Origin of the sequence: Microbacterium oxydans (genome assembly GCF_900095745.1) — a bacterium.
GTDB classification, from domain to species: domain Bacteria; phylum Actinomycetota; class Actinomycetes; order Actinomycetales; family Microbacteriaceae; genus Microbacterium; species Microbacterium oxydans_B.
Map to the genome: position 1 here is coordinate 382909 of NZ_FMIR01000017.1, position 21447 is coordinate 404355.

Annotated in this window: 25 protein-coding genes; 17 read left to right on the top strand and 8 right to left on the bottom strand. The window is 68.8% G+C overall.

All coding sequences use genetic code 11. From position 1 onward, the window contains the following. Positions 1 to 68: 68 nt before the first annotated feature. The 7 genes from BQ2383_RS12130 to BQ2383_RS12160 are packed head-to-tail and all read left to right on the top strand — an operon-like array spanning position 69 to position 7408. Complete coding sequence (locus BQ2383_RS12130; RefSeq protein WP_091034179.1) at positions 69 to 785, top strand: NUDIX hydrolase; 717 nt, start codon at positions 69 to 71, stop codon at positions 783 to 785. Then, positions 782 to 2119 carry a quinolinate synthase NadA gene (gene nadA, locus BQ2383_RS12135; protein WP_091034182.1) on the top strand — a complete coding sequence of 446 codons (1338 nt, stop codon included), beginning with the start codon at positions 782 to 784 and terminating at the stop codon, positions 2117 to 2119. The genes BQ2383_RS12130 and nadA overlap by 4 nt, the downstream gene beginning before the upstream one ends. Beyond that, positions 2116 to 3636, top strand: coding sequence for an L-aspartate oxidase (gene nadB / locus BQ2383_RS12140; RefSeq protein WP_091034184.1), 1521 nt, complete (start codon positions 2116 to 2118; stop codon positions 3634 to 3636). Before nadA ends, nadB begins: the two co-directional genes overlap by 4 nt. Beyond that, the gene (gene nadC / locus BQ2383_RS12145) at positions 3636 to 4487 is read left to right on the top strand and encodes a carboxylating nicotinate-nucleotide diphosphorylase (RefSeq protein WP_091034187.1); all 852 of its coding nucleotides are present in this window, start codon (positions 3636 to 3638) and stop codon (positions 4485 to 4487) included. The genes nadB and nadC overlap by 1 nt, the downstream gene beginning before the upstream one ends. Before the next feature lie 5 nt (positions 4488 to 4492). Then, a complete protein-coding gene (locus BQ2383_RS12150) occupies positions 4493 to 5629 on the top strand; it encodes a cysteine desulfurase family protein (RefSeq protein WP_091034191.1) in 1137 nt (378 codons plus the stop codon). Between the two features lie 22 nt (positions 5630 to 5651). Next, the gene (locus BQ2383_RS12155; protein ID WP_091034193.1) at positions 5652 to 6599 is read left to right on the top strand and encodes a glycosyltransferase family 2 protein; all 948 of its coding nucleotides are present in this window, start codon (positions 5652 to 5654) and stop codon (positions 6597 to 6599) included. A gap of 35 nt (positions 6600 to 6634) precedes the next feature. Next, a complete protein-coding gene (locus BQ2383_RS12160; protein WP_091034552.1) occupies positions 6635 to 7408 on the top strand; it encodes an SDR family NAD(P)-dependent oxidoreductase in 774 nt (257 codons plus the stop codon). Between the two features lie 13 nt (positions 7409 to 7421). Here the strand turns inward: BQ2383_RS12160 and BQ2383_RS12165 are convergent, their stop codons facing one another. Then, positions 7422 to 9470, bottom strand: a complete 2049-nt coding sequence (locus tag BQ2383_RS12165; protein WP_091034195.1) for an ABC transporter ATP-binding protein — start codon at positions 9468 to 9470, stop codon at positions 7422 to 7424. 167 nt (positions 9471 to 9637) lie between these two features. Here BQ2383_RS12165 and BQ2383_RS12170 point away from each other — a divergent pair, with 167 nt between their 5' ends. Next, positions 9638 to 11116 carry a DHA2 family efflux MFS transporter permease subunit gene (locus tag BQ2383_RS12170; protein ID WP_091034199.1) on the top strand — a complete coding sequence of 493 codons (1479 nt, stop codon included), beginning with the start codon at positions 9638 to 9640 and terminating at the stop codon, positions 11114 to 11116. A gap of 32 nt (positions 11117 to 11148) precedes the next feature. On the opposite strand, the gene BQ2383_RS19385 is transcribed toward BQ2383_RS12170, so the two are convergent. After that, positions 11149 to 11295, bottom strand: a complete 147-nt coding sequence (locus tag BQ2383_RS19385) for a hypothetical protein (RefSeq protein WP_167381615.1) — start codon at positions 11293 to 11295, stop codon at positions 11149 to 11151. Between the two features lie 95 nt (positions 11296 to 11390). Between BQ2383_RS19385 and BQ2383_RS12175 the strand changes: the two genes are divergently transcribed. Next, positions 11391 to 11984 carry a 1-acyl-sn-glycerol-3-phosphate acyltransferase gene (locus tag BQ2383_RS12175; protein WP_091034202.1) on the top strand — a complete coding sequence of 198 codons (594 nt, stop codon included), beginning with the start codon at positions 11391 to 11393 and terminating at the stop codon, positions 11982 to 11984. Between the two features lie 22 nt (positions 11985 to 12006). Here the strand turns inward: BQ2383_RS12175 and BQ2383_RS12180 are convergent, their stop codons facing one another. After that, positions 12007 to 12213 (bottom strand): hypothetical protein, encoded by a 207-nt coding sequence (locus BQ2383_RS12180; RefSeq protein ID WP_091034205.1) that lies wholly within the window; start codon positions 12211 to 12213, stop codon positions 12007 to 12009. A gap of 69 nt (positions 12214 to 12282) precedes the next feature. Here BQ2383_RS12180 and BQ2383_RS12185 point away from each other — a divergent pair, with 69 nt between their 5' ends. Then, positions 12283 to 12810, top strand: coding sequence for a DUF6328 family protein (locus tag BQ2383_RS12185; protein WP_091034555.1), 528 nt, complete (start codon positions 12283 to 12285; stop codon positions 12808 to 12810). 26 nt (positions 12811 to 12836) lie between these two features. Here BQ2383_RS12185 and BQ2383_RS12190 read toward each other — a convergent pair whose 3' ends face one another. Continuing rightward, entirely contained in the window at positions 12837 to 13379 is a 543-nt protein-coding gene (locus BQ2383_RS12190; protein ID WP_091034207.1) for a Dps family protein, read from the bottom strand. Between the two features lie 128 nt (positions 13380 to 13507). Here BQ2383_RS12190 and BQ2383_RS12195 point away from each other — a divergent pair, with 128 nt between their 5' ends. From BQ2383_RS12195 to BQ2383_RS12210, 4 genes are all read left to right on the top strand, one after another. Continuing rightward, positions 13508 to 13999 carry a GNAT family N-acetyltransferase gene (locus BQ2383_RS12195; RefSeq protein WP_208617664.1) on the top strand — a complete coding sequence of 164 codons (492 nt, stop codon included), beginning with the start codon at positions 13508 to 13510 and terminating at the stop codon, positions 13997 to 13999. A gap of 107 nt (positions 14000 to 14106) precedes the next feature. Continuing rightward, positions 14107 to 14406, top strand: coding sequence for a Fe-S cluster assembly protein HesB (locus BQ2383_RS12200; protein WP_029262936.1), 300 nt, complete (start codon positions 14107 to 14109; stop codon positions 14404 to 14406). A 134-nt stretch (positions 14407 to 14540) separates the two neighbouring features. Next, complete coding sequence (locus BQ2383_RS12205) at positions 14541 to 15197, top strand: hypothetical protein (RefSeq protein ID WP_140403349.1); 657 nt, start codon at positions 14541 to 14543, stop codon at positions 15195 to 15197. Between the two features lie 65 nt (positions 15198 to 15262). Continuing rightward, positions 15263 to 15607: a LysR family transcriptional regulator gene (locus BQ2383_RS12210; RefSeq protein ID WP_029262938.1), complete on the top strand. Its 345-nt coding sequence runs from the start codon at positions 15263 to 15265 to the stop codon at positions 15605 to 15607. A 4-nt stretch (positions 15608 to 15611) separates the two neighbouring features. Here the strand turns inward: BQ2383_RS12210 and BQ2383_RS12215 are convergent, their stop codons facing one another. From BQ2383_RS12215 to BQ2383_RS12225, 3 genes are all read right to left on the bottom strand, one after another. Further along, positions 15612 to 16187, bottom strand: coding sequence for an alpha/beta fold hydrolase (locus tag BQ2383_RS12215; protein WP_091034213.1), 576 nt, complete (start codon positions 16185 to 16187; stop codon positions 15612 to 15614). A gap of 157 nt (positions 16188 to 16344) precedes the next feature. Next, on the bottom strand, positions 16345 to 16899 hold the full coding sequence (locus BQ2383_RS12220) for a GNAT family N-acetyltransferase (protein WP_091034216.1): 555 nt from the start codon (positions 16897 to 16899) through the stop codon (positions 16345 to 16347). Continuing rightward, the gene (locus BQ2383_RS12225; protein ID WP_091034218.1) at positions 16896 to 18557 is read right to left on the bottom strand and encodes an ABC-F family ATP-binding cassette domain-containing protein; all 1662 of its coding nucleotides are present in this window, start codon (positions 18555 to 18557) and stop codon (positions 16896 to 16898) included. The genes BQ2383_RS12220 and BQ2383_RS12225 overlap by 4 nt, the downstream gene beginning before the upstream one ends. A gap of 81 nt (positions 18558 to 18638) precedes the next feature. On the opposite strand from BQ2383_RS12225, the gene BQ2383_RS12230 reads away from it, so the two are divergent. The 3 genes from BQ2383_RS12230 (at position 18639) to BQ2383_RS12240 (ending at position 20297) form a co-directional block, all read left to right on the top strand. Continuing rightward, on the top strand, positions 18639 to 18995 hold the full coding sequence (locus tag BQ2383_RS12230; RefSeq protein ID WP_091034221.1) for a PadR family transcriptional regulator: 357 nt from the start codon (positions 18639 to 18641) through the stop codon (positions 18993 to 18995). 26 nt (positions 18996 to 19021) lie between these two features. After that, positions 19022 to 19798: a hypothetical protein gene (locus BQ2383_RS12235; RefSeq protein ID WP_140403350.1), complete on the top strand. Its 777-nt coding sequence runs from the start codon at positions 19022 to 19024 to the stop codon at positions 19796 to 19798. A gap of 106 nt (positions 19799 to 19904) precedes the next feature. Beyond that, positions 19905 to 20297, top strand: coding sequence for a hypothetical protein (locus BQ2383_RS12240; protein WP_091034228.1), 393 nt, complete (start codon positions 19905 to 19907; stop codon positions 20295 to 20297). Between the two features lie 37 nt (positions 20298 to 20334). Here the strand turns inward: BQ2383_RS12240 and ychF are convergent, their stop codons facing one another. After that, positions 20335 to 21408: a redox-regulated ATPase YchF gene (ychF, locus tag BQ2383_RS12245; RefSeq protein ID WP_091034231.1), complete on the bottom strand. Its 1074-nt coding sequence runs from the start codon at positions 21406 to 21408 to the stop codon at positions 20335 to 20337. Between the last annotated feature and the right edge of the window lie 39 nt (positions 21409 to 21447).

Below are 21447 nucleotides of genomic sequence, written 5' to 3' on the forward strand. Positions count from 1 at the left end.
GAAGGCGTCACATGCGCGCACTAAGGGTCTCGATGACACTAAGATCGAGAGCGGAGGTTAAGGTGTCTATGACTCAAAGCGGGGAGATCCGGGTAGCCGTCTCGACGGTCATCCTGACGCTGCGGCGTACCGACGACGCACGCGCCGTCCTCGCGCTGCCCCTCGTCCTGCGCACCCGCGAACCCTTCGCCGAACAGTGGGCCCTCCCCGGAGGCTGGCTCACTGCCACCGAGTCGCCCGTCGACGCCGCGGCCCGCACCCTCGCCGAGACGACCGGTCTCGCCCCCAGCTACCTGGAGCAGCTGTACGCCTTCGGTGCCGTCGACCGCTCCCCCACCCGGGTCGTCTCGATCGTGTACTGGGCACTGCTGCGACAGGATGACGTGACCGCGCAGATCTCGGCCCACCGGGCATCCGGTCATGCGCCCGAGAACGTGCGCTGGTTCGACGTCGATCAGTTGCCCCCGCTGGCCTTCGACCACGCCAAGATCGTCGAATACGCCCTCTGGCGCCTACGCAACAAGGTCGGTTACAGCCGGGTCGCCCAGGGCTTCCTGCCGGCCGAGTTCACGCTGGCGGAGCTGCGCGAGGCGTATGAGTCGATCCTCGGCAAGAACCTCGATCCCGCCAACTTCCGCCGCCAGGTGGAGTCGGCGGGGAATCTACTCCCCACCGATCGCTTCCGCACGGGAAGCCACCGTCCTGCACGTCTGTACCGCGACAACACCGATGTCGAGTTGGCCGACCGCGGCCCCCTCGGTCCCGAAGAAACGAGCACCCGATGAGCATCACCTTCGTCCCCGCTCCCGCCGTCCCGCCGCTGGACGCCTCGGTGGACCACGCGATCCAGGCGATCGTCGCCGGCGCGTCCACCGACCCGACCTGCGCCACAGACCTGGCCGCCGGGCCGTGGGACTTCGATTCCCGCCCCGGATACGGGCCCGGGTCATCGATGGGAGACGTGATCCCCACAGGATCCCCTCGTCAGGGCGAGCTCCCGGTCGCGTATCGGGAGGCGTCCGAAGACGAACTCGACGCACGCATCCGCGCGGCGAAGGCCACTCTCGGCGACCGCGTCGTGACCCTCGGCCACTTCTACCAGCGGGAAGAGGTCGTGCGGCACGCGGACTACGTCGGCGACTCCTTCCAGCTCGCCACGGCGGCCAAGGGCAGAGCCGACGCCGAGGCCATCGTCTTCTGCGGAGTGCACTTCATGGCCGAGACGGCCGATCTGCTCTCGCAGCCCGAGCAGGCCGTGATCCTGCCGAACCTCGCTGCCGGATGCTCCATGGCCGACATGGCCGACATCGACCAGGTCGAGGAGTGCTGGGAGCAGCTGGCGGACGTGCTCGGCGATCTCGACACCCCCGACGCCGACGGCCGCGTGCCCGTGATCCCCGTGACCTACATGAACTCCTCGGCGGCGATCAAGGGCTTCGTCGGCCGGCACGGCGGGATCGTCTGCACCTCGTCCAACGCCCAGACCGTGCTCGAGTGGGCCTTCGAGCGTGGCCGGCGGGTGCTCTTCTTCCCCGACCAGCACCTGGGGCGCAACACCGCCAAGGCGATGGGCGTGCCGCTCGAGCAGATGCCGATGTGGAACCCGCGGCGAGCGCTCGGCGGCTCCTCAGCCGCCGAGCTCGTCGATTCCCGGGTGATCCTGTGGCACGGCTTCTGCTCCGTGCACCGACGCTTCACCGTCGGGCAGATCGAGCAGGCCCGCGCCGACCACCCCGGCGTGCGGGTGATCGTGCACCCGGAGTGCCCGATGGAGGTCGTCGACGCGGCGGACGAGGCCGGCTCGACCGAGTACATCCGCCGAGCGATCGACTCGGCGACCGAACCCACGACGTTCGCCATCGGGACCGAGATCAACCTCGTGCGCCGACTCGCGGCGCAGTATCCGCAGCACGAGATCTTCTGCCTGGATCCGGTCGTCTGCCCCTGTTCGACGATGTACCGCATCCACCCGGGCTACCTGGCCTGGGTGCTGGAGGAGCTCGTCGCCGGTCGCACGCCGAACCGGATCACGGTCACCGGCGACGTCGCCGATCCCGCCCGAGTGGCGCTGGAGCGGATGCTCGCCGCGAGGCCCCCGGTGGCTGCGGGCGCCCGATGAACACCCTGGTCGTCGGTTCGGGCATCGCCGGTCTCACGGCGGCGCTCCATGCGCACGAGGCCGGACACGCGGTGACGCTCGTCACCAAGGGATCGCTCGGCGACGGGTCCACCGGCCTCGCTCAGGGCGGCGTCGCGGGCATCTACGGGCCCGACGACTCGGCGCAACAGCACGCAGCCGACACGATCGACGCCGGCGCCGGTCTCTCGGACCCGGGAGCGGTCGGCGTGCTGGTGGCCGAGGGGGCTGAGCGGATCGCGGAGCTCATCGCCCGCGGCGTCGCGTTCGATCGGACGGCCGACGGGACGCTGCAGCTCGGACGCGAGGCGGCCCACCGCCACGCGCGCATCGTGCACGCCGGCGGGGATGCCACGGGCGCAGCGATCTCCGCGGCGCTGATCGCTGCCGTGCGGCGCGCACCGATCACCGTGGTCGAGCACGCTCTGCTCACCGAGCTCGTCGTGGCCGACGGCACCGTGCACGGCATCCGTGTGCTGCGTGACGGGGACACCACCGCGCTCTACGCCGACGCGGTGATCCTCGCGACGGGTGGCGCGGGCCGTCTCTACGCCCACACGACCAACCCGACCGGCGCCACCGGGGATGGCATCGCCGTGGCCCTGCGCGCAGGAGCGGCCGTCGCCGACCTGGAGTTCGTGCAGTTCCACCCGACGATCCTGGCGTCGGGTCCGGCCTTCCTCATCTCGGAGGCCGTGCGCGGTGAGGGTGCGACCCTGATCGACGACACCGGTCGACGCTTCACGTTCGACAGCCATCCCGACGGCGAGCTCGCGCCTCGCGATGTCGTATCCCGGGCCATCGCGCGACAGGCGGCCGCGCAGGGGCGGCCGGTGGGCCTGGACGCCACGATGCTCGGGGCCGAGACCCTCGCCGCGCGCTTCCCGACCATCGATCGAGTGACGAGGGAGCGCGGATTCGACTGGTCGCGCGAGCCGATTCCGGTGACACCGGCGGCGCACTACCTGATGGGTGGGGTCGTGACCGACCTCGACGGCCGCACGACACTCCCGGGACTCTTCGCCGTCGGCGAGGTCGCCCGCACCGGCGTGCATGGGGCGAACCGTCTGGCGTCCAACTCGCTGCTCGAGGGCGCCGTCTTCGGTGCGAGGGCCGCTGCTGCCCTGGCGATGCCCTGGCGTCGGGTGCCCGCGCACCCTGCCGGTGTCTCGCACCCGATGGAGGACCGCGGATCCGACGCACCCGCCTTCAGCCGTGCCGCACTGCAGCAGCTGATGTGGGACGAGGTCGGGTTGCTGCGCACCCACGACGGCCTCGCACACGCACTGGCCACTGTGCGCACGTGGGCCGCGACCCTGGCAGCACCGACCACGACCACCGAGCACGAGGATGCCAACCTTCTGCTCGTCGCTGAGGTGACTGCCACAGCCGCGCTGGACCGCACCGTCTCGGTCGGTGCCCACCACCGAGTCGACGCCGCAGCCTCCGCGGACGCCGCGCCGGCCCGCCCCCGCTCATCGATCCTGGAGACCGTCTGATGCTCACCCGCTCCACCCTGACCCGCGTCGTCGGCGCAGCCCTCGAAGAAGACGCGCCGTGGGGCGACCTCACCAGCACGACGCTGCTTCCCGCCGAGGCGACAGCCACCGCCGACCTCGTCGCGCGCGAGGCGGGGGTGTTCAGCGGCGGTGAGGTCTTCGCTGCCGCGTTCGCCCTCACCGACCCCACCCTGGCCGTCGACCTGCACGTCGGCGACGGCGACGAGTTCACTGCAGGTGACGTGCTCGCCTCGGTCTCCGGATCGGCGCGCAGCGTCCTCACCGCGGAACGCGTCGCCTTGAACTTCACCCAGCGGATGAGCGGCATCGCGACTCTCACCGCGGCATACGTCGCGGCTGTCGACGGCACCCGCGCGCGCATCGCCGACACGCGCAAGACGACCCCGGGCCTCCGTGCGTTCGAGCGGCACGCCGTCGAATCCGGCGGCGGCCGCAACCACCGGTACTCCCTGTCGGACGCCGTGATGGCCAAGGACAACCATCTCGCCGTGCTCACCCGCTCCGGCCTCGACCTCGCCTCAGCGCTGCGCGAGGCACTGTCCCGTCTGCCGCACACCACTCACGTCGTGGTCGAGGTCGACCGTCTCGACCAGATCCCGGCGGTCCTCGACGGCGGCGCCCACACCGTGCTGCTCGACAACTTCTCACTCGACGACCTGCGCGAAGGCGTCGCCCTGATCGGCGATCGGGCCACGGTCGAGGCATCCGGAGGCGTGAACCTCGACACCGTCGGCGACATCGCACGCACCGGCGTCGACGTGATCTCGGTGGGGGCGCTCACGCATTCCGCGCGCGCTCTCGACCTCGGCCTGGACCTGCGGATCGACTGAGCATCGTGCTCTACCTCGACCATGCCGCGACCTCTCCGGTGCGACCGGAGGTGCTGGAGGCGATGCGCCCGTACCTGACGGGCGTGTTCGGCAACCCGTCCAGCCACCACACCGCGGGAGAGGCTGCGGCGAGCGCCCTCGACGACGCCCGCGCCCGGGTCGCACGTGTCCTGGGGATGCGTGCCGGTGATGTCGTGTTCACCGCAGGCGGCACAGAGGCGAACAACCTCGCGGTCAAGGGCATCGTGCTCGCAGGCCTCGAGGCCGGGCGACGACACCTGGTGATCTCCCCCATCGAGCACGAATCGATCCTGGAGTCGGCCGAGTACCTGAAACGCTTCCACTCCGTCGACGTGACCCTGCTGCCGGTGGATGCCGGCGGACGGATCTCTGCGGATGCCGTCGCCGCGGCGATCCGCCCCGACACCGCGCTGGTCTCGGTGGGACACGCGAACAACGAGATCGGCACCGTTCAGGATGCAGCGGCGCTGTCGGCCGTCACCCGCGCCGTCCGCGTGCCCCTCCACCTCGACGCCGTGCAGTCGGCCGGATGGCTTCCCCTGCACGAGCTCGGTGCCGATGCAGCATCGATCGCCGGGCACAAGCTCGGCGCACCCAAGGGGATCGGCGCACTCGCCGTGCGCGGACGTGTGCCCATCGAGCCGCTGCTGCACGGTGGCGGTCAGGAACGCGGGCGGCGCTCGGGCACCGAGAACGTCGCCGGGGCTGTTGCGCTCGCGACCGCGCTGGAGCTCGCGGAGCAGGAACGGGCGACCGTGACGGCGCGGGTGGGTTCGGCCACCGCGCGGTTCATCTCCCTCGTGCTGAACAGCGTTCCGGAAGCCGCGCTCACCGGCGACGCCGTGCGCCGTCTGCCCGGGACAGCGAGCTTCACGTTCCCCGGCACCAGCGGGGAGTCCGTGTTGCTGGAGCTGGAGCGTCGCGGAGTCATCTCCTCCAGTGGCTCGGCGTGCGCGGCCGGCAGCGATGAGCCTTCGCATGTGCTCCTCGCGTGCGGCGTGCCTCCCGAGGTCGCGCAGACATCCGTCCGGTTCACCTTCGGTCGGGAGGAACTGGCCGAGGACGCACCCGAGCGGCTGTCTGCGCTCGTCGCGGAGTCCGTGCGCGCGGCGCGAGGCTGATGCACAGCCATAGACTCGGCTGGTGACCGCCGCCGCCCCGATCGTGACCGTGATCGTCCCCGGACGCGACATCGCCGCCTTCGCCCCCGCCGCACTCGACTCGCTGCGGGCACAGACCGAGTCTCGATGGCGCGCGATCCTCATCGACGACGGTTCGACCGACGCCACCGGTGCGATCTTCGACGCGGCGGCCGCCGCCGACGACCGGTTCACGACCATTCGCCATGCCGCATCCCGCGGCCTGGGCGCCGCGCGCAACATCGCCCTCGACCTCGTCGACACGCCTTACCTGGGGTTCCTCGACGGCGACGACGAGCTCCGTCCCCGGGCCCTCGCCCGGATGACGGGCACACTCGAAGCGACCGGGAGCGACTTCGTGGCGGGCGCCTACGTGCGCTCACGCTCGCAGGGAGCAGCGTATGTCGCGGGGCGCGTGCAGCCCTGGGTGACGGCGGCGACCTCGCCGGAACGTCTCGGCACCACGCTCGTGGCTCACCCGCAGGCGGTGTCGAACATCGTCGCGTGGTCCAAGCTGAGCCGCACCGAGTTCTGGCACGACCTCCGCTTCCCCGAGGGGATCGCGTACGAGGACCAGGTGGTCGCCCAGCTCATGTACACCCGGGCGCGGGCGTTCGATGTGATCCCCGACGTCGTCGTGCAGTGGCGACTCCGGGCCGACGGCACCTCGATCACGCAGGGCAAAGCGCAGCTGCCCGTGCTGAGGGACTACCTCGCGGCGTTGCGCGGCGGTATCCGTGTGCTGCACGAGGCGGGTGCCCGACCCTCGGTCGTCGCACGGCTCGACCTGATCCTCGCCATGGACATGCCGTCCCTCCTCGACATCGCGCACAGCCACCCTGACCCGGCATACGCCGCCGAGGTCGACACCTTCATCGCAGAGCTGCGGGCTCTCCCCGAGTTCGCCGATGCCTCCCCCGATCCCACCATCACCGCCGCACTCGCGTGGTGACGCCGCACCGCCGAACGAACGACACGGATGACCGCATGAACGATTACCTCGCCTCCCTCTTCTCGCTCGAGGGCCGCACTGCGGTCATCACCGGCGGCAGCTCTGGAATCGGCCGCGGCATCGCCACGGCACTCGCCCGGTCCGGTGCCGCGACGGTCGTGGTCGCTCGCGGCGAGGCCCGCATCGAGGAGACCGTCGAGGAACTCCGCGCGCACGGCTGCCGCGCGGCCGGAGTCGTCGGCGACCTCAGCACGCGGTCGGGCATCCATGCCGTCGCGGAGGCCGCGGCCGAGCCGTTCGGGGAGCCCGACATCCTGGTCAACTCCGCGGGCATCAACATCCGTCCGCCGTTCGTGGAGATCACCGAAGACGACTGGGACGCGACGATGACCGTCAACGCCCTCGCGCCCTTCCTGCTCGGTCAGCGCTATGCGCAGGGCATGGCGGAGCGCGGCTACGGCAGACTCATCCACATCAGCTCCCAGCAGGCGCATCGAGCCTTCGTCGGCAGTGGCGTCTACGGCGCCTCGAAGGGGGCGGTGGAGTCGCTGATGCGCTCCGAGGCCGAAGCATGGGGAGGGACCGGAGTGACCAGCAACACACTGGTACCCGGGTTCGTGCTGACACCGTTGAACGCCCGGCTGCAGCAGGACCCGGCGAAGATCGCCGAGCTGGCCGCCCGCACGATGATCGGCCGCAACGGGCTCCCGAGCGACTTCGCCGGCGCGGCCGTCTTCCTCGCCGGAGCCGGTTCGGGCTATGTCACCGGCCACTCCCTGTTCGTCGACGGCGGACTGTCAGTGCACTGACACCCGGAGCGGTTCAGGGTTCGGGCGGGTAGACCCGTTCATCGGGGCGCGGCTCGGCGAGCAGCGGCACCGCAGCGGTGATGGCCGCGACGGCATCGGCGCCGGCGGAGTCCGCGGGCGCACGATCCGCACGGCGGTCGGTGAGCGCGGCCCCGACTCCCCCGGTCACGGCCTCTTCGACCGCGGCCTCGGTGTCGAGCACGCGCGATGCCGCGACCTGCTGAGCGGCGAGTTCCGCATACAACCCGCCCCGCGCGAGCAACTCGGAGTGGGTTCCCGACTCGACGATGCGCCCCGCCTCGAGCACGTGGATCACGTCGGCGCCCATCACGGTGGACAAGCGGTGCGCGATGGACAGCGTCGTGCGCCCCTTCGCCGCCTCGTCCAGTGCCTCCTGCACCACGCGCTCCGACACGGTGTCGAGGGCCGACGTCGCTTCGTCGAGGAGCAGCACCGGAGGATCCTTCAGCAGCACGCGCGCGATCGCGATGCGCTGCTTCTCCCCGCCCGAGAGCCGGTACCCGCGCTCACCCACCACGGTGTCGTAACCCTGCTCGAACCCGGCGATGATGTGGTGGATGTTGGCCGCGGTGCACGCGGCGATCAGCTCCTGCTCTGTCGCATCCGGCTTGGCATAGCGGAGGTTCTCGCGGATCGTCGCGTGGAACAGGTAGGTCTCCTGCGACACGATGCCCACGTGGTCGATGATCGACTCCTGCGTGAGCGTGCGCACATCGGCGCCCGCGAAGAGCACCGAGCCGCCCTTGGCTTCGTACAGCCGCGGCGCGAGGTACAGGATCGTCGTCTTGCCCGCACCCGAGGGACCGACGAACGCCACGTGCTGCCCGGGTTCGGCGACGAACGAGACGCCGTCCAGCGTCGGTCGGGCATCGGCCGAGGCGTCCGGGTAGCGGAAGAGCACATCGGCGAACTCGAGCCGCCCCTTGGGACCCGGTGCCTCGTCGACGGTGATCGCATCCGGAGCGTCCTGGATCTCGGGCACCAGGTCGAGGTACTCGAAGATGCGGGCGAACAGCGCCGAAGATGTCTGCAGATCGAGCGAGACCCGCATCAGGCCCATCAGCGGCATGAGGAGCCGCGCCTGCACCGTGGTGAATGCGACGACGGTTCCCGCCGTGATCGCCCCGGTGCCTCCGGCGATGAGGTAGCCCGAGACGAGGTAGATGACCGCAGGCACGCTGGCCATGAGCACCTGCACGACCGCGAAGAAGCCCTGACCGCTCATGGCCCTGCGCACCTGAAGAACGACCTGGTTGCGGTTCTCGGCCTGATAGCGCTCCGACTCCGTGCGCTGACGGTTGAACGACTTCGAGAGCAGCATGCCCGAGACGCTCAGCGTCTCCTGCGTGATCGAGGTCAACTCCGACAGGGATTCCTGCGTCTCCCCCGCGATCCGCGCCCGAACCTGGCCCACCTTGCGCTGGACGAAGATGAGGAACGGCATCATGATCACGGCGATGAGGGTGAGGCGCCAGTCGATCAGGATCATCGCGACGAGCGAGGCGATGACGGTCACGACGTTACCCAGGATGCTGGTGACGGTGTTGGTCAGCACTCCGGAGACGCCGCCCACGTCGTTCTGCAGTCGCGACTGGATCACCCCGGTCTTCGTCCGCGTGAAGAATCCGAGTTCCATGGCCTGGAGGTGCTCGAAGAGTTTCACCCGCAAGTCGCCGGTGACGCTGTTGCCGACGGTGGAGGTGAGCCACGTCTGCGCGACGCCGAGGACGGCGGAGAGAAGGAAGAGCACGACCATCGCGGCGACGAGCCAGGCCAGCAGCTCGAGATGCGGCCCGCCGCCGGCGACCGGGAACAGCGCGTCATCGAAGATGCGCTGCACGATCAGAGGCGGGATGACGGCGATCGCCGCGCCGACGACCACGAGCGCTCCCGTGAGGAAGATGCGCGCGCGGTAGGCACGGAACAGGGAGACGACCCGTGAACCGAGGCCGCTGATCCGCGGCGCCTCGGCATTCAGCTTCCGCTGCGTATCCTCATCGACCCCGCGGAAGCTCACTCCTCCACCTCGTCCACCGCCCATGCTCATGGCGCCAGCGTACTCAGCCCCCACGACATCGAGGCCGCCCGGATCTGCCGACAGCGGATTTCTGTGAGTTCGGAATGAAATGTCGGCGACCGCCGTTACGCTGAAGGACTCTTGCGAACTCTCGCGATATCTCCATTTCTTCTTCGCCCAGGAGGCCGCCCATGTCTGCCGTCGATACCGGCTCCATCTCGACGACCCCCGCACCGGCAGCGGGTGAGATCTCGCGCAAGGACATGCGCGTCATCTGGCTGCTGCTCGTCGCCGCGTTCGTCGCCATCCTCAACGAGACCACGATGGGGATCGCGATCCCCCACCTGAACGCCGATCTCGGCATCCCGCCCGAGCTCGGCCAGTGGCTCACCAGCGCCTTCATGCTGACGATGGCCATCGTGATCCCGACCACCGGATTCATCCTGCAGCGGTTCACCACGCGTCAGGTCTTCATCGCCGCGATGATCGCGTTCTCGCTCGGCACGCTCGTCGCGCTGGTCGCTCCCGGCTTCTCGATCCTGCTCGTCGGGCGCGTCATCCAGGCCGCCGGTACCGGCATCATGATGCCGCTGCTGATGACGACGATCATGAACGTCGTTCCGCCGCAGTCCCGCGGCCGCATGATGGGCCGCGTCGGCCTGGTCATCTCGCTCGCCCCGGCGATCGGACCCACCGTCGCCGGTGCCGTCCTCGAGACGCTGAACTGGCGCGCGCTCTTCGCGATCATCCTTCCGATCGCGCTCATCGCGCTCTTCATGGGCGTGAAGTGGATGACGAACCTCGGGGAGACCCGCCTCGTCCCGCTCGACGTGCTCTCCATCCCGCTCGCGGCGCTCGGCTTCGGCGGGATCGTGTTCGGCCTCAGCCAGTTCGGCGGCGAAGGCGGATCGGGCGAGACCACGGGCATCATCGCCCTGGTCGTCGGCGCCGTGTCGCTGGCGCTGTTCGTGTGGCGTCAGCTCATCCTGCAGCGTGTCGACGACGCACTGCTCGACCTGCGCGTCTTCCGCTCGAGCAACTTCACGTTCTCGGTGATCATAATGACCATCCTGGCGCTGTCGATGTTCGGAACGCTGACCCTGCTGCCGCAGTACCTGCAGAACGTCGCCGGCCTGAACGCACTCGAGTCCGGCCTGATCCTGCTCCCCGGCTCGGTGCTGATGGGTCTGCTCGGCCCGATCATGGGTCGCGTGTACGACGCACGCGGCACGCGGCCGCTGCTGATCCCGGGCACGATGCTCGTGTCGGCGGCGCTGTTCTTCTACTCGACGGTCGGCGAGCACACCGTGTGGTGGGTGCTCATCATCGTGCAGGCGGCCATGTCCGTCGGGCTCGCGATGTCGTTCACGCCCCTGTTCTCCGCCTCGCTGGGTTCGCTGCAGAGGTCGTTGTACTCGCACGGTTCCGCTGTGCTGAACACGCTGCAGCAGGTCGGTGGCGCGGCCGGTGTCGCTCTGCTCACGGTCACCTACTCGGCGATCCTGCATGCGGGCGAGGGCGAAGGCCTGTCACGAGCGGCGGCCGGAGCACCGGGTGCGCGCATGGCGTTCCTGATCGCCGCGATCATCTCGCTCGCCGCGGTGGCGCTCAGCCCGTTCGTGCGCAAGCCGGCCGACGACGCCGGCGAGGGCTTCCACGGCGGTCACTGACCCCAGCGCTCGCACGCGACGGCGTCTGCTTCTTACTCGGCCTTCGGGGCGGGGAAGTGGCAGACGCCGTTGCTGCAATAGCCGGCGGCATCGCCCTCGAGCAGGTCCAGGGCTCCCGGGAGCGGCTGCAGCCCGATGGGCGCTTCCTGCTGCACGGTGTCCTCCGGCGTCTTCTTCATCCCTCGATCGTACGCCTGCTCCGAGGTAGTGGCTCCGAACCCGCGCGCGGGGTGCGGAGAGCGGCTCGACAGCCGTTCTCCCCTACGGTTGATCCATGGTCAAACGACTCCTCGCCCGCATGTTCTGGGCGTTCAGCAGATGGACGCTCACGAGCGAGGCAGCACCCACGCGCCCGACCGTGCTCGTCGGCGCCCCCCACACCAGCAACTGGGACTTCGTCCTGATGCTCGCCATCGCCTGGCGCCTCGGCATCGACGTGCACTGGCTCGGGAAGAAGAGCCTCTTCCGCGGCTGGCGCGGTCCGCTCATGCGCGGACTCGGAGGGATCCCCGTGGATCGTGCGGACCCCGCGCGCGTGGTGAACGATGTCGTCGGGCAGGTGCACGCGGGAACGGTCTTCGGCCTCGTCGTCACCCCCGACGGCACCCGTGGCGGCAACGAGTACTGGAAGTCGGGCTTCTACCGCATCGCGCGGGAGACGGGGATGCCGGTCACGCTCGGCTTCGTCGATCGCACCACGATGACGACGGGTCTCGGCCCCACCCTCGACCTGACCGGAGACGTCGCCGCGGACATGGATCGGATCCGCGCGTTCTACGCCGACAAGGCCGGGGCACGACCGGAGCGACGCACCGAGCCGCGGCTTCGCGAGGAGCAGCCCACTCCGGATCCCGACGCCCTGGGGTGAATCACCACGGCTGCCGCCCGCATCAGTCGGCCGGCTCCTCCGCGTGTGCGCGGGCGTAGTCGAGGTCGTCATCGGTCAGGCTCTCCACCATTCCCACGACCGCTCCGGTGATGACGCGGATCTCCTCCCGAACGTCCGCGTCGAGGTGCGGAGAGTCGCCGTCGAGCACAGAGCGGCGTGCGTCCCCTGAGAGTTCGGACCACCAGTCGCTGATCGGCGGGAGCGTCATGGTGCCTTCTTTCGATCCGTCGGTGCAAGATCCTGGACATCGTGCGAGCGTCGGCACGACACTGTGATCATGACATCGGACCCTCCGCGCGGCGAACACGAACTCGATGACCGCAGGGACGGACGTGACGAGACTGCGAACGAGCGCGCGGATCGCAACTGGGAAGAACTTCTGCAGGAACTCCGCGTGATGCAGACGGGGACCCAGATCCTCACGGGATTCCTCCTCGCCGTCGCCTTCCAGCCGAGATTCACCGAGATGGACGAGTTCCAGCGCGACCTCTACGTCGTGCTCGTCGCCCTGTCCGCCATCGCGACGATCCTGGCGCTGGCTCCGGTGGGGATGCACCGTGCTCTGTTCGGCCACCGCCGTAAGCCCGAGCTCGTGCGGATCGCCTCGCGGATCGTGAGGATCGATCTGATGGTGATCGGTGCTCTGACGATCGGGGTGACGACGCTGATCGTCGATTTCACCGTGAATCGCACGGCCGGGCTTGTGGCGTTGATCTCGGCGCTCGTGCTGGTCGTCGCACTGTGGGCAGCGTTGCCGCGAATCATGCGCGGCCGACCCCGCGCCCCCGGAGCCGAGACGAACTGATCCCGGTCCGAGGGGCAGGGGCGATCTCAGCGACCGGCGGGGCTGCGGTTCTCGGCGCTGACCATCCAGGCGAACTGCTCGAGTCGTTCGATGACCGCGTGCAGGAGATCCGCCGACGTCGGGTCTTCCTCGTCGACGGCGTCGTGCACGTCGCGCATCGTCCCGACCGCCGCTTCCAGGCGCTCGGTCACCAAGTCGATGGTCTCGGTGGTCGAGACCTCCCCCGCGGGGAACGCGGGCAGAGTCGTGGTCTTGGCGATGGTCGCGCTGCGCCCGTCGGGCACGGCGTGCAGGGCGCGCATCCGCTCGGCGATCGTGTCGCTGAACGCGCGCGCATCGTCGATGATCTCGTCGAGCTGGCGGTGGGTGTCTCGGAAGTTGCGGCCCACGACGTTCCAGTGCGCCTGCTTCCCCTGAATCGCCAGTTCGAGCAGGTCGACGAGCACGAGTTGCAGGTTGCTCGCGAGCGCGGGCGAGGCGGTGAAGCCCTTCTCCGCATTCTGCTGGCGCGTGGTCTTCACGGCACCCTTCGTCGAGGTGCCGGTCTTCTTCGTCTTGCTATCAGCCATGTCTGTGACCTCCTGCCGGTGAGGATAACGGCGACCTGGGCCCGGACCCGAGGGGGTTGACACCGGAAGCGCGGAGCCCGAGTGTGGCGACCGGACCTGAATGCGCGACAGAAAGAGAACCCCGCATCGTGACAGAACAGAACGACCCGAACGACCGCGAGATCGTCATCTCCCCCCTCAGCGAAGCGGACGCCGGTGAAGTGCTCACCGTGCAGCGTGCGGCCTTCGTCTCGGAAGCCGCGATCTACGGGAGCGTGGACATGCCTCCCCTGACGCAGACCCTCACCGAGCTCGAGGCGGAGCTGCGCGCGGAGTCCGGCTTGGCGGCGCGCATCGACGGACGCCTCGTGGGCGCGATCCGCTTCGTGGAGAAGGACGGGATGCTCCTCATCGGGAGGATCGCGATCGCCCCCGACGTGCAGGGCGAGGGAGTCGGGCGGACGCTGCTCGATCACGCAGAGAGCGCATCCAACGCACAGGTCGCCGAGCTCTTCACCGGCAGCCTGAGCGAGGCGAACATTCGCCTCTACGAGAGGTGCGGCTACGTCGAGCACGAGCGCGTGCCGGACGGCGACGGCACGGAGCAGGTGTTCCTGCGGAAGAACCTGCGAGGAGGATAAGAGCCTCCTCCGAATCGGCACAAGGGGGTTGAGGTGATCGTCCGAGTTCGGCATCGTGGCCCGGACATGTTGCGACCGTGACATGCCCCGAACGGAAGGAGAGTCTCGTGCTCACCCTCACCGACAACGCCTCCGCCATCGTGACGACGCTCGTCAGTCGTCAGACCGACGCCCCGGATGCCGGACTGCGCATCCACTCGTCCGAACCTCAGAACGCGGAGGGCGGCGCGCGTCTCGCGGTGCTCGTCGCCGCAGATCCGGAGCCCCAGGACCAGGTCGTCGAGGTCTCCGGCACCCGGCTCTTCCTCGATGAGTCCGCCGTCGCCGCACTCGACGACAAGATCCTCGACGCGGGTGTGGACGACGAGGGCTCCGTGTCGTTCGCGGTGCTCCCTCAGGTCGCCTGACCGAAGGATTCCGGATGCCGCGGCCGATTCGGTCGCGGCATCCGTCGTGTCACGGAAGCGTCGGTTCTCACGATTCCATCTCGACGACACGCCCTTGCGCGATGCGGGCGCAGGTGGGCGCTACGCTCCGAACCATGCCACGTGTTCTCGCACCTGTCCTCGTCCTCACGGCCTCTGCGCTGCTGCTCCTCGGATGCAGTTCCCCGACGGCGGCCCCGTCCGCTTCACCTGCGGCCACGCCGTCCACGTCCGCGTCTGCGGAGCCCGAGGTCGAACCCCAGCTCGTCGTCACGCTCGACGGCCTCTCCTTCACGGACGACGGAGGCACCGCGACTGCGGAGTATGCGGATTCGGATGAGCTTCTCGCCCTGCTCGAGGATGCGACGGGTGAACTGCCGGAGCCCGAACCGGTCGAGGGGATGGAGGGCTACGACGTCGAGATGCAGGCCTATGTCTGGGACGGTCTGCGGGTGCTCACCGACCCCTCCGGCGCAAGCCCTGCGTCGATCGCGGTCACCGCGGCCGAGGTCGACGGGATCCCCGTGATGACGGAGGAAGGGCTCCAGGTGGGGTCGAGCAGGGCAGACCTCCTCGACGCAGGCGCCTGGGCACTGGTCGATGAAGAAGAGCCGGCGACCGCCACCGAACTAGGCCTGGGCCGACAGGAGGTGCCGGACACGCAATCGCTGACGCACCCCGGATCCGTCGGGATCCTCTACGTGCTCTTCCTGTTGGAGACGGACGCCGTCACACAGATCCAATCTCCCGCGAACGACTTCAGCGACATCTGACCGGCGGCTTCCACCGCGTAACCTGGAGTGGCTCGCAATCCCGTGCGAACAGTCGAAGGGCCACCGTGAAGATCTCTCTGCTCCGCCGTTTCGTCGTCCTCGCGGAAGAGCTCCACTTTCCGCGGGCGGCCGAGAAACTCGGCATCCCACTGGCCTCGCTGTACACGTCGATCGACAAGCTCGAGGCCGAGGTCGGCCATCCGATCGTCCACCGCGAGGGGCAGACCCGGCTGACGCACGTCGGTGAGCTCTTGCTGGTCGAGGCGAAGGCGGAGGTCGCCGCGGCGCCCGCGCCGGTGAAGAACGCCCCCGCACCCGCCGGCGGCAAGGCGAAGGCCTCGAAGGGCAAGGGCCGAACCCCCGCGGTGAAGGGTCAGCCGAAGCCGTACAAGAAGCGGCAAGGCCGCTAGGGGCTCAGTCCCAGTCGAGGTACTCCTCGATGACGACCGCGGTCTCGATCGGGTGCGTCATCGGGAAGTGGTGGTCTCCCCCGTCGATGCTCTTCACGCTCGCACGCTCGGGCGCCGTCGACTGCAACTGCTCGCCGTTCGCGAACGGGGTGACGTTGTCTTTCGTCCCCTGGATGATCAGAACGGGCATCACTGGCGCGAGCGGGATGTCGAGCTCTTCGACGCCGAGCAGCGCCAGGCCGTTCACGCGGTCCGCGTGCGCGACGGCGAAAGCACGTGCGACGGTGCCACCGAACCCGTGTCCGCCGATCCAGGTGTCGCCGAGGCCGACGTGGTCGATCACGGCGAGCGCATCCTCGACGCGCTCGTTCAGCGACACCTCTTCGCCCTTGACCTCGGCGCGGTGACCGATCCGCAGCACGTGGAAGCCCGCCTCTTCGGCGAGGTAGTGCGCGACGACACCGAGGATGTCGGCCGGGAGGTCGCGCTCCTGGATCAGAACAAGCTTGACGGGACCGTCGCCCTCGTCGACGAAGGGGATCGCGCGGCCGTCGGGCTCGAAGATCTGGGTGTCGGTCATCGGCGTGAATCTCCTCGTGCCGTCGGTGTCAGGAATTCAGGCGGAACGTCCACGGCGGACGCCAGCGACCGGACCGCGACCGGAGCCGCCGTCCACCAGCGTATCCCGACCCGGCGGCCACCGAGACGAGGACTGCCGGAGCATCTTCGCCCGACGACTACCATGCTCGCCCGCGAAGATCTATCGTGCCTGCGGGCCACGTGCGCGGATTCGGGCCGAGCGCGAGGGTCAGGATCGGCGGCCCCGGAGGCTGTATGGCGGGACGACCGGTGCGGTCGATCGATCGCTCGACCGCCGAGATGCGGCGCCATCCGCACGATTCATAGAAGGAGACGACCTCCTCGCGGCAGCCGAGGTAGCCGAACTCGATGTCCCCGGCATCCGTCATCGACGCTGCCGCGTGTGTCAGGAGCCGGGCACCGACCCGCTGCCCACGTGCGCGTGGGGAGATCAGCACCCCACCGACTCCCGCGACCACGAGCTCCGCCGCACCGACACCGATGGTCCGCCGCGCCCAGCCGATGTGACCCACGATCTCATCGTCGGCGCGCGCGATCAGGTGATGGTCATGGGGCGCGTAGCCGTAGGGCTGATCCGGATCCCAGGCCCCGAACTCTGCGGAGTACTCGGCGTCGAACAACTCTCGCAGTCGCGCCACGTCATTCGCGGTCAGGCGACCGTGCGGGACGCTGTCGATGACGAGGGCCGTCATGCTTCGGCGACCTGCCCGGCCTCCACCCGCCAGTGCCGGTCGGTGTGCACCGTGGCGAGCATCCGCCGGTCGTGCGTGACGAGCAGCAGGGTTCCCTCGTACGACTCGAGCGCCTGCTCCAGCTGCTCGATCGCGGGCAGGTCGAGGTGGTTGGTGGGCTCGTCCAGCACGAGCAGGTTGATGCCGCGGGCCTGCAGCAGGGCGAGCCCTGCTCGCGTGCGCTCCCCCGGCGAGAGTTCATCGACCGCGCGCGTCACGTGATCGGCCTTGAGGCCGAATTTGGCGAGGAGTGTGCGGATCTCCGCGGATGCCATCTCCGGCACGAGCTCTTCGAACGCGACCGCGAGCGGTTGCGTTCCGACGAGCTGCGCGCGGGCCTGGTCGATCTCGCCGATCTGCACGCTCGCGCCGAGGCTCGCCGTTCCCTCATCGGGAAGCTGCCGCCCCAGCAGCCCGCGGAGCAGCGTCGACTTTCCGGCACCGTTGGGACCGGTGATGCCGATGCGCTCCCCCGCGTTCACTTGCAGCGACACCGGTCCGAGTTGGAAGGATCCCTGCCGGAACACCGCCGAGCTCAGGGTCGACACGACGGAGCTGGAACGCGGGGCCGAGCCGATCGTGAACTCCAGCTGCCACTCCTTGCGCGGCTCTTCGACCTCTTCGAGCCGGGCGATCCTGCTCTCCATCTGACGCACCTTCTGCGCCTGCTTCTCGCTGGACTCGGCTGACGCCTTACGTTTGATCTTGTCGTTGTCCGGTGCTTTCTTCATCGCGTTGCGCACACCCTGGCTCGACCATTCCCGCTGCGTGCGTGCGCGGGCGACGAGGTCGGCCTTCTTGTCGGCGAACTCGTCGTACTTCTCCCGCTGGTGCCGACGAACCGTCGCCCGCTCCTCGAGGTAGGAGTCGTAGCCACCGCCGAACACTCTGTTGCTCCCCTGGGCGAGGTCGAGCTCCAGGACTCTGGTCACGCAGCGGGCGAGGAACTCGCGGTCGTGGCTGACCACCACGACACCGCCGCGGAGCCCACGCACGAATGCCTCGAGCCGCTCGATGCCGTCGAGGTCGAGGTCGTTGGTCGGTTCATCCAGCAGCGCGATGTCGAAGCGAGAGAGCAGCAGCGCGGCGAGGCCGACGCGTGCCGCCTGTCCTCCCGACAGCGAGGTCATCATGGTGTCGGCAGGCTCATCGCCCAGGTCGAGTCCGAGGTCGGCGAGCACGGAGGGGACGCGTTCGTCGAGGTCTGCGGCACCGCTGGCCAGCCACCGATCCAATGCCGTGGAGTAGGTGTCGGCGGGGTCTGTGCCCGGAGCCGCGAGCGAGGGATCACCGAGGGCCGCGGCTGCGGCATCCATTTCTCTGGTCGCGGCGGCGCATCCGGTGCGGCGGGCGATGTAGTCGATGACGCTCTCGCCCACGATGCGCTCGTGCTCCTGCGGAAGCCAGCCCACGAACGCATCCGCCGGGGCAAGCCTGATCGTGCCCGCCTGCGGCTCCTCCACCCCGGCCAGCAGCTTCAGGAGGGTCGATTTTCCTGCCCCGTTGGCTCCGACGAGACCGACGACGTCGCCGGCGGTGACAGTGAGGTCGAGCGAGTCGAACAGGGTGCGGTGGCCGTACCCGCCGGCCAGCCCTTGGGCCACGAGTGTTGCGGTCATCCGTCAATCCTGTCACTCGTGGGGAGGCACCCGCGCCGACCACTAGTTGCAGATCTGACTAGTCCGACGTACGCTCTAGTCATGAGTCCGGAAGAGTGGCCGAGCGAGTGGATGAGAAGCGTGCTGGGCGTGTGCGTGCTGCGGACCCTCCTCGATGGCCCGAACTACGGGTACGCGATCACCCAGAACCTGACCGCAGCCGGGCTGGGCACCGTCAAGGGCGGCACGCTCTACCCCCTCCTCGGCCGCCTGGAGGAGTCCGGGTTCGTCGAGGTCGAGTGGCGTCCGGGTGAGGGCGGCCCCGGCCGGAAGTACTTCTCCCTGACAGAACAGGGCCGCACGCATGCCCGGTCACTGGCCGAGCTCTGGGCCGACTTCACGAAGACCACCCGCGAGCTCACCGATGGAGCGCTCGAGAAGGGCCGAGAACTGAGATGACCACCGGGAACCGAAAGGCAGCACCGATGAACCTGAGCGACAAGACGGGCTTCGGCTCCGTCGACACCTACACGCGACTGGCGCCGAGCGTCGAGAGGGACTGGATCGAGCAGTTCGTGCTCGAACAGCGCCTCCTCGGCGTTCCAGGACGGCGGATCGGCGACTCCCTCGTGGTCGTGGAGAGCCATGTGTCCGAATCAGGCGAGAGCGCCCTTGCCGCATTCGGCGAACCCCGTGCGTACGCCGCCGAGGACGCCCCGGAGCAGCCCCGGCAGTCACCTCACCGAATCGATCCCGGATGGGGCGTCGCCCTGGTTCTCGGCCTCCTCGGCATGCTGCTCACGACCTTCAGCGCGCAGGCCGCGTTCACGGGCGAGTCCGCACTTGCCGTGACCATCGGGCACCTCGTCCTGCTCGCGATCGTCTCGGGGTCGCTCGCGCTGCTCCTCTTCGCGTCGCACGTGCCCCTGCGGATGATCGCCCAGCATCCGGTGCGCAGCTGGGTCGGCTGGATCGTGCTGCTCGTCGTGATGGTCGGCGCACTTCTCCTCCTGCCTCAGCAAGTCGGAGAGGTGAGCATCGGGGTCGCCTCGGCCATCGGCGTGGCCCTTCTCACCGCCGGTTTCCTCCTGCAGCTGCGCGCCTACCTCGGCGGTCGAGTGCAGGACGACCCGATCGTCGGCCCGGGCGAGCAGCCGGAGAGCCCTCGGGCAGGCCTGGTGACCGTATTCGTCTTCCCGGTCGCGACCGCACTCATGATCGGCTTCTCTTGGATGCTCCAGCAGATTCCCGGCATGTTCTGACGAGCTCCTGGCCGCACGCGAAGGGCCTCGGACTGGGTATTCTGCCCGTGCGAGCCCTTCCGCGGCTCCCACCGCAGCTTCGATCAACAGAGCGCTGGAGACGAGAATGACGGAGACGTACCCGATCCAAGCCGAGCTCGGATCGGCACTCGGCACAGAACGCGCCGATCAACTGCTGACGAAGCTCGATGACTACTCGAATCAGCCGAATGCCGTCAAAGGCGCGGCGAAGAGACCGAGCGACCCCGAGCTCGAAGCGGCCGCACTTGCGGCGTTCGCGGCAGCGACCCCGGAGGAAGCCGACTTCGAGCTCGACTCGATCGGAATGTGGGGACTTCTGACGCTCGCCGCACGAGCCGACGTGACGATCCTCGACCGTCTTCCCGCATCGCGGGCGGACAACCCGAAGGTGGCAACGATCCGGCGTGCGGCCACGAAGTATCGGAAGGGTCTGACAGACGCCGAGGTCCCACAGCCTGTCGCCGACTCCGCGGAATAGACAGGGTCTGAGAGGTCCCCGGACCTACGATCCCCGCTCAGTTGTTGAAGCGGAACTCCACGACGTCGCCGTCCTGCATGACGTAGTCCTTGCCCTCAAGGCGAGCCTTGCCCTTGGCACGGGCCTCGACGACGGAGCCCGTCTCGACCAGGTCCTCGAACGACACGATCTCCGCCTTGATGAAGCCCTTCTCGAAGTCGGTGTGGATCACACCGGCCGCCTGCGGGGCCTTCGAGCCCTTGGGAATCGTCCAGGCACGAGCTTCCTTCGGACCGGCCGTCAGGTAGGTCTGCAGTCCGAGGGTGTCGAAGCCGATGCGGGCGAGCTGGTCGAGCCCCGACTCGTCCTGGCCGGTCGACGCGAGCAGTTCGGCGGCATCTTCCGGGTCGAGGTCGATGAGCTCGGACTCGATCTTCGCGTCGAGGAAGATGGCCTTCGCCGGAGCAACGAGAGCGGCGAGCTCTTCCTTGCGCGCGGGGTCGGTCAGAACGCCCTCATCGACGTTGAAGACGAAGATGACAGGCTTCGCGGTCAGGAGGCCCAGCTCGCGGATCGGTGTCAGGTCGATGCCGGCGACCGACAGCAGAACGCCGCGCTCCAGAGCATCCTTCGCAGCGTTCGCCGTTTCGAGCACGACGGGCTCGATCTTCTTGCCGCGGACTTCCTTCTCGTATCGGGAGATCGCCTTGTCGACGGTCTCGAGGTCGGCGAGCATGAGCTCGGCGTTGATCGTCTCCATGTCGGAGGCCGGGTTCACCGTGCCGTCGACGTGCACGACGTCGTCGTCCGAGAAGCCGCGCACGACCTGAGCGATGGCGTCGGCCTCACGGATGTTCGCGAGGAACTTGTTGCCGAGCCCCTCACCCTCACTCGCACCGCGCACGATGCCGGCGATGTCGACGAAGGACACCGCTGCGGGGAGGATCCGCTCGCTGCCGAAGATCTCCGCGAGCTTGTCGAGGCGCGGGTCGGGCAGGTTCACCACGCCGACGTTGGGCTCGATCGTCGCGAACGGATAGTTCGCCGCGAGCACGTCGTTCTTGGTGAGTGCGTTGAAGAGGGTGGACTTGCCGACGTTGGGCAGGCCGACGATGCCGATAGTGAGAGCCACGGGGCACGAGTCTACCTGGCCCCACCCCCATCGCCCTGC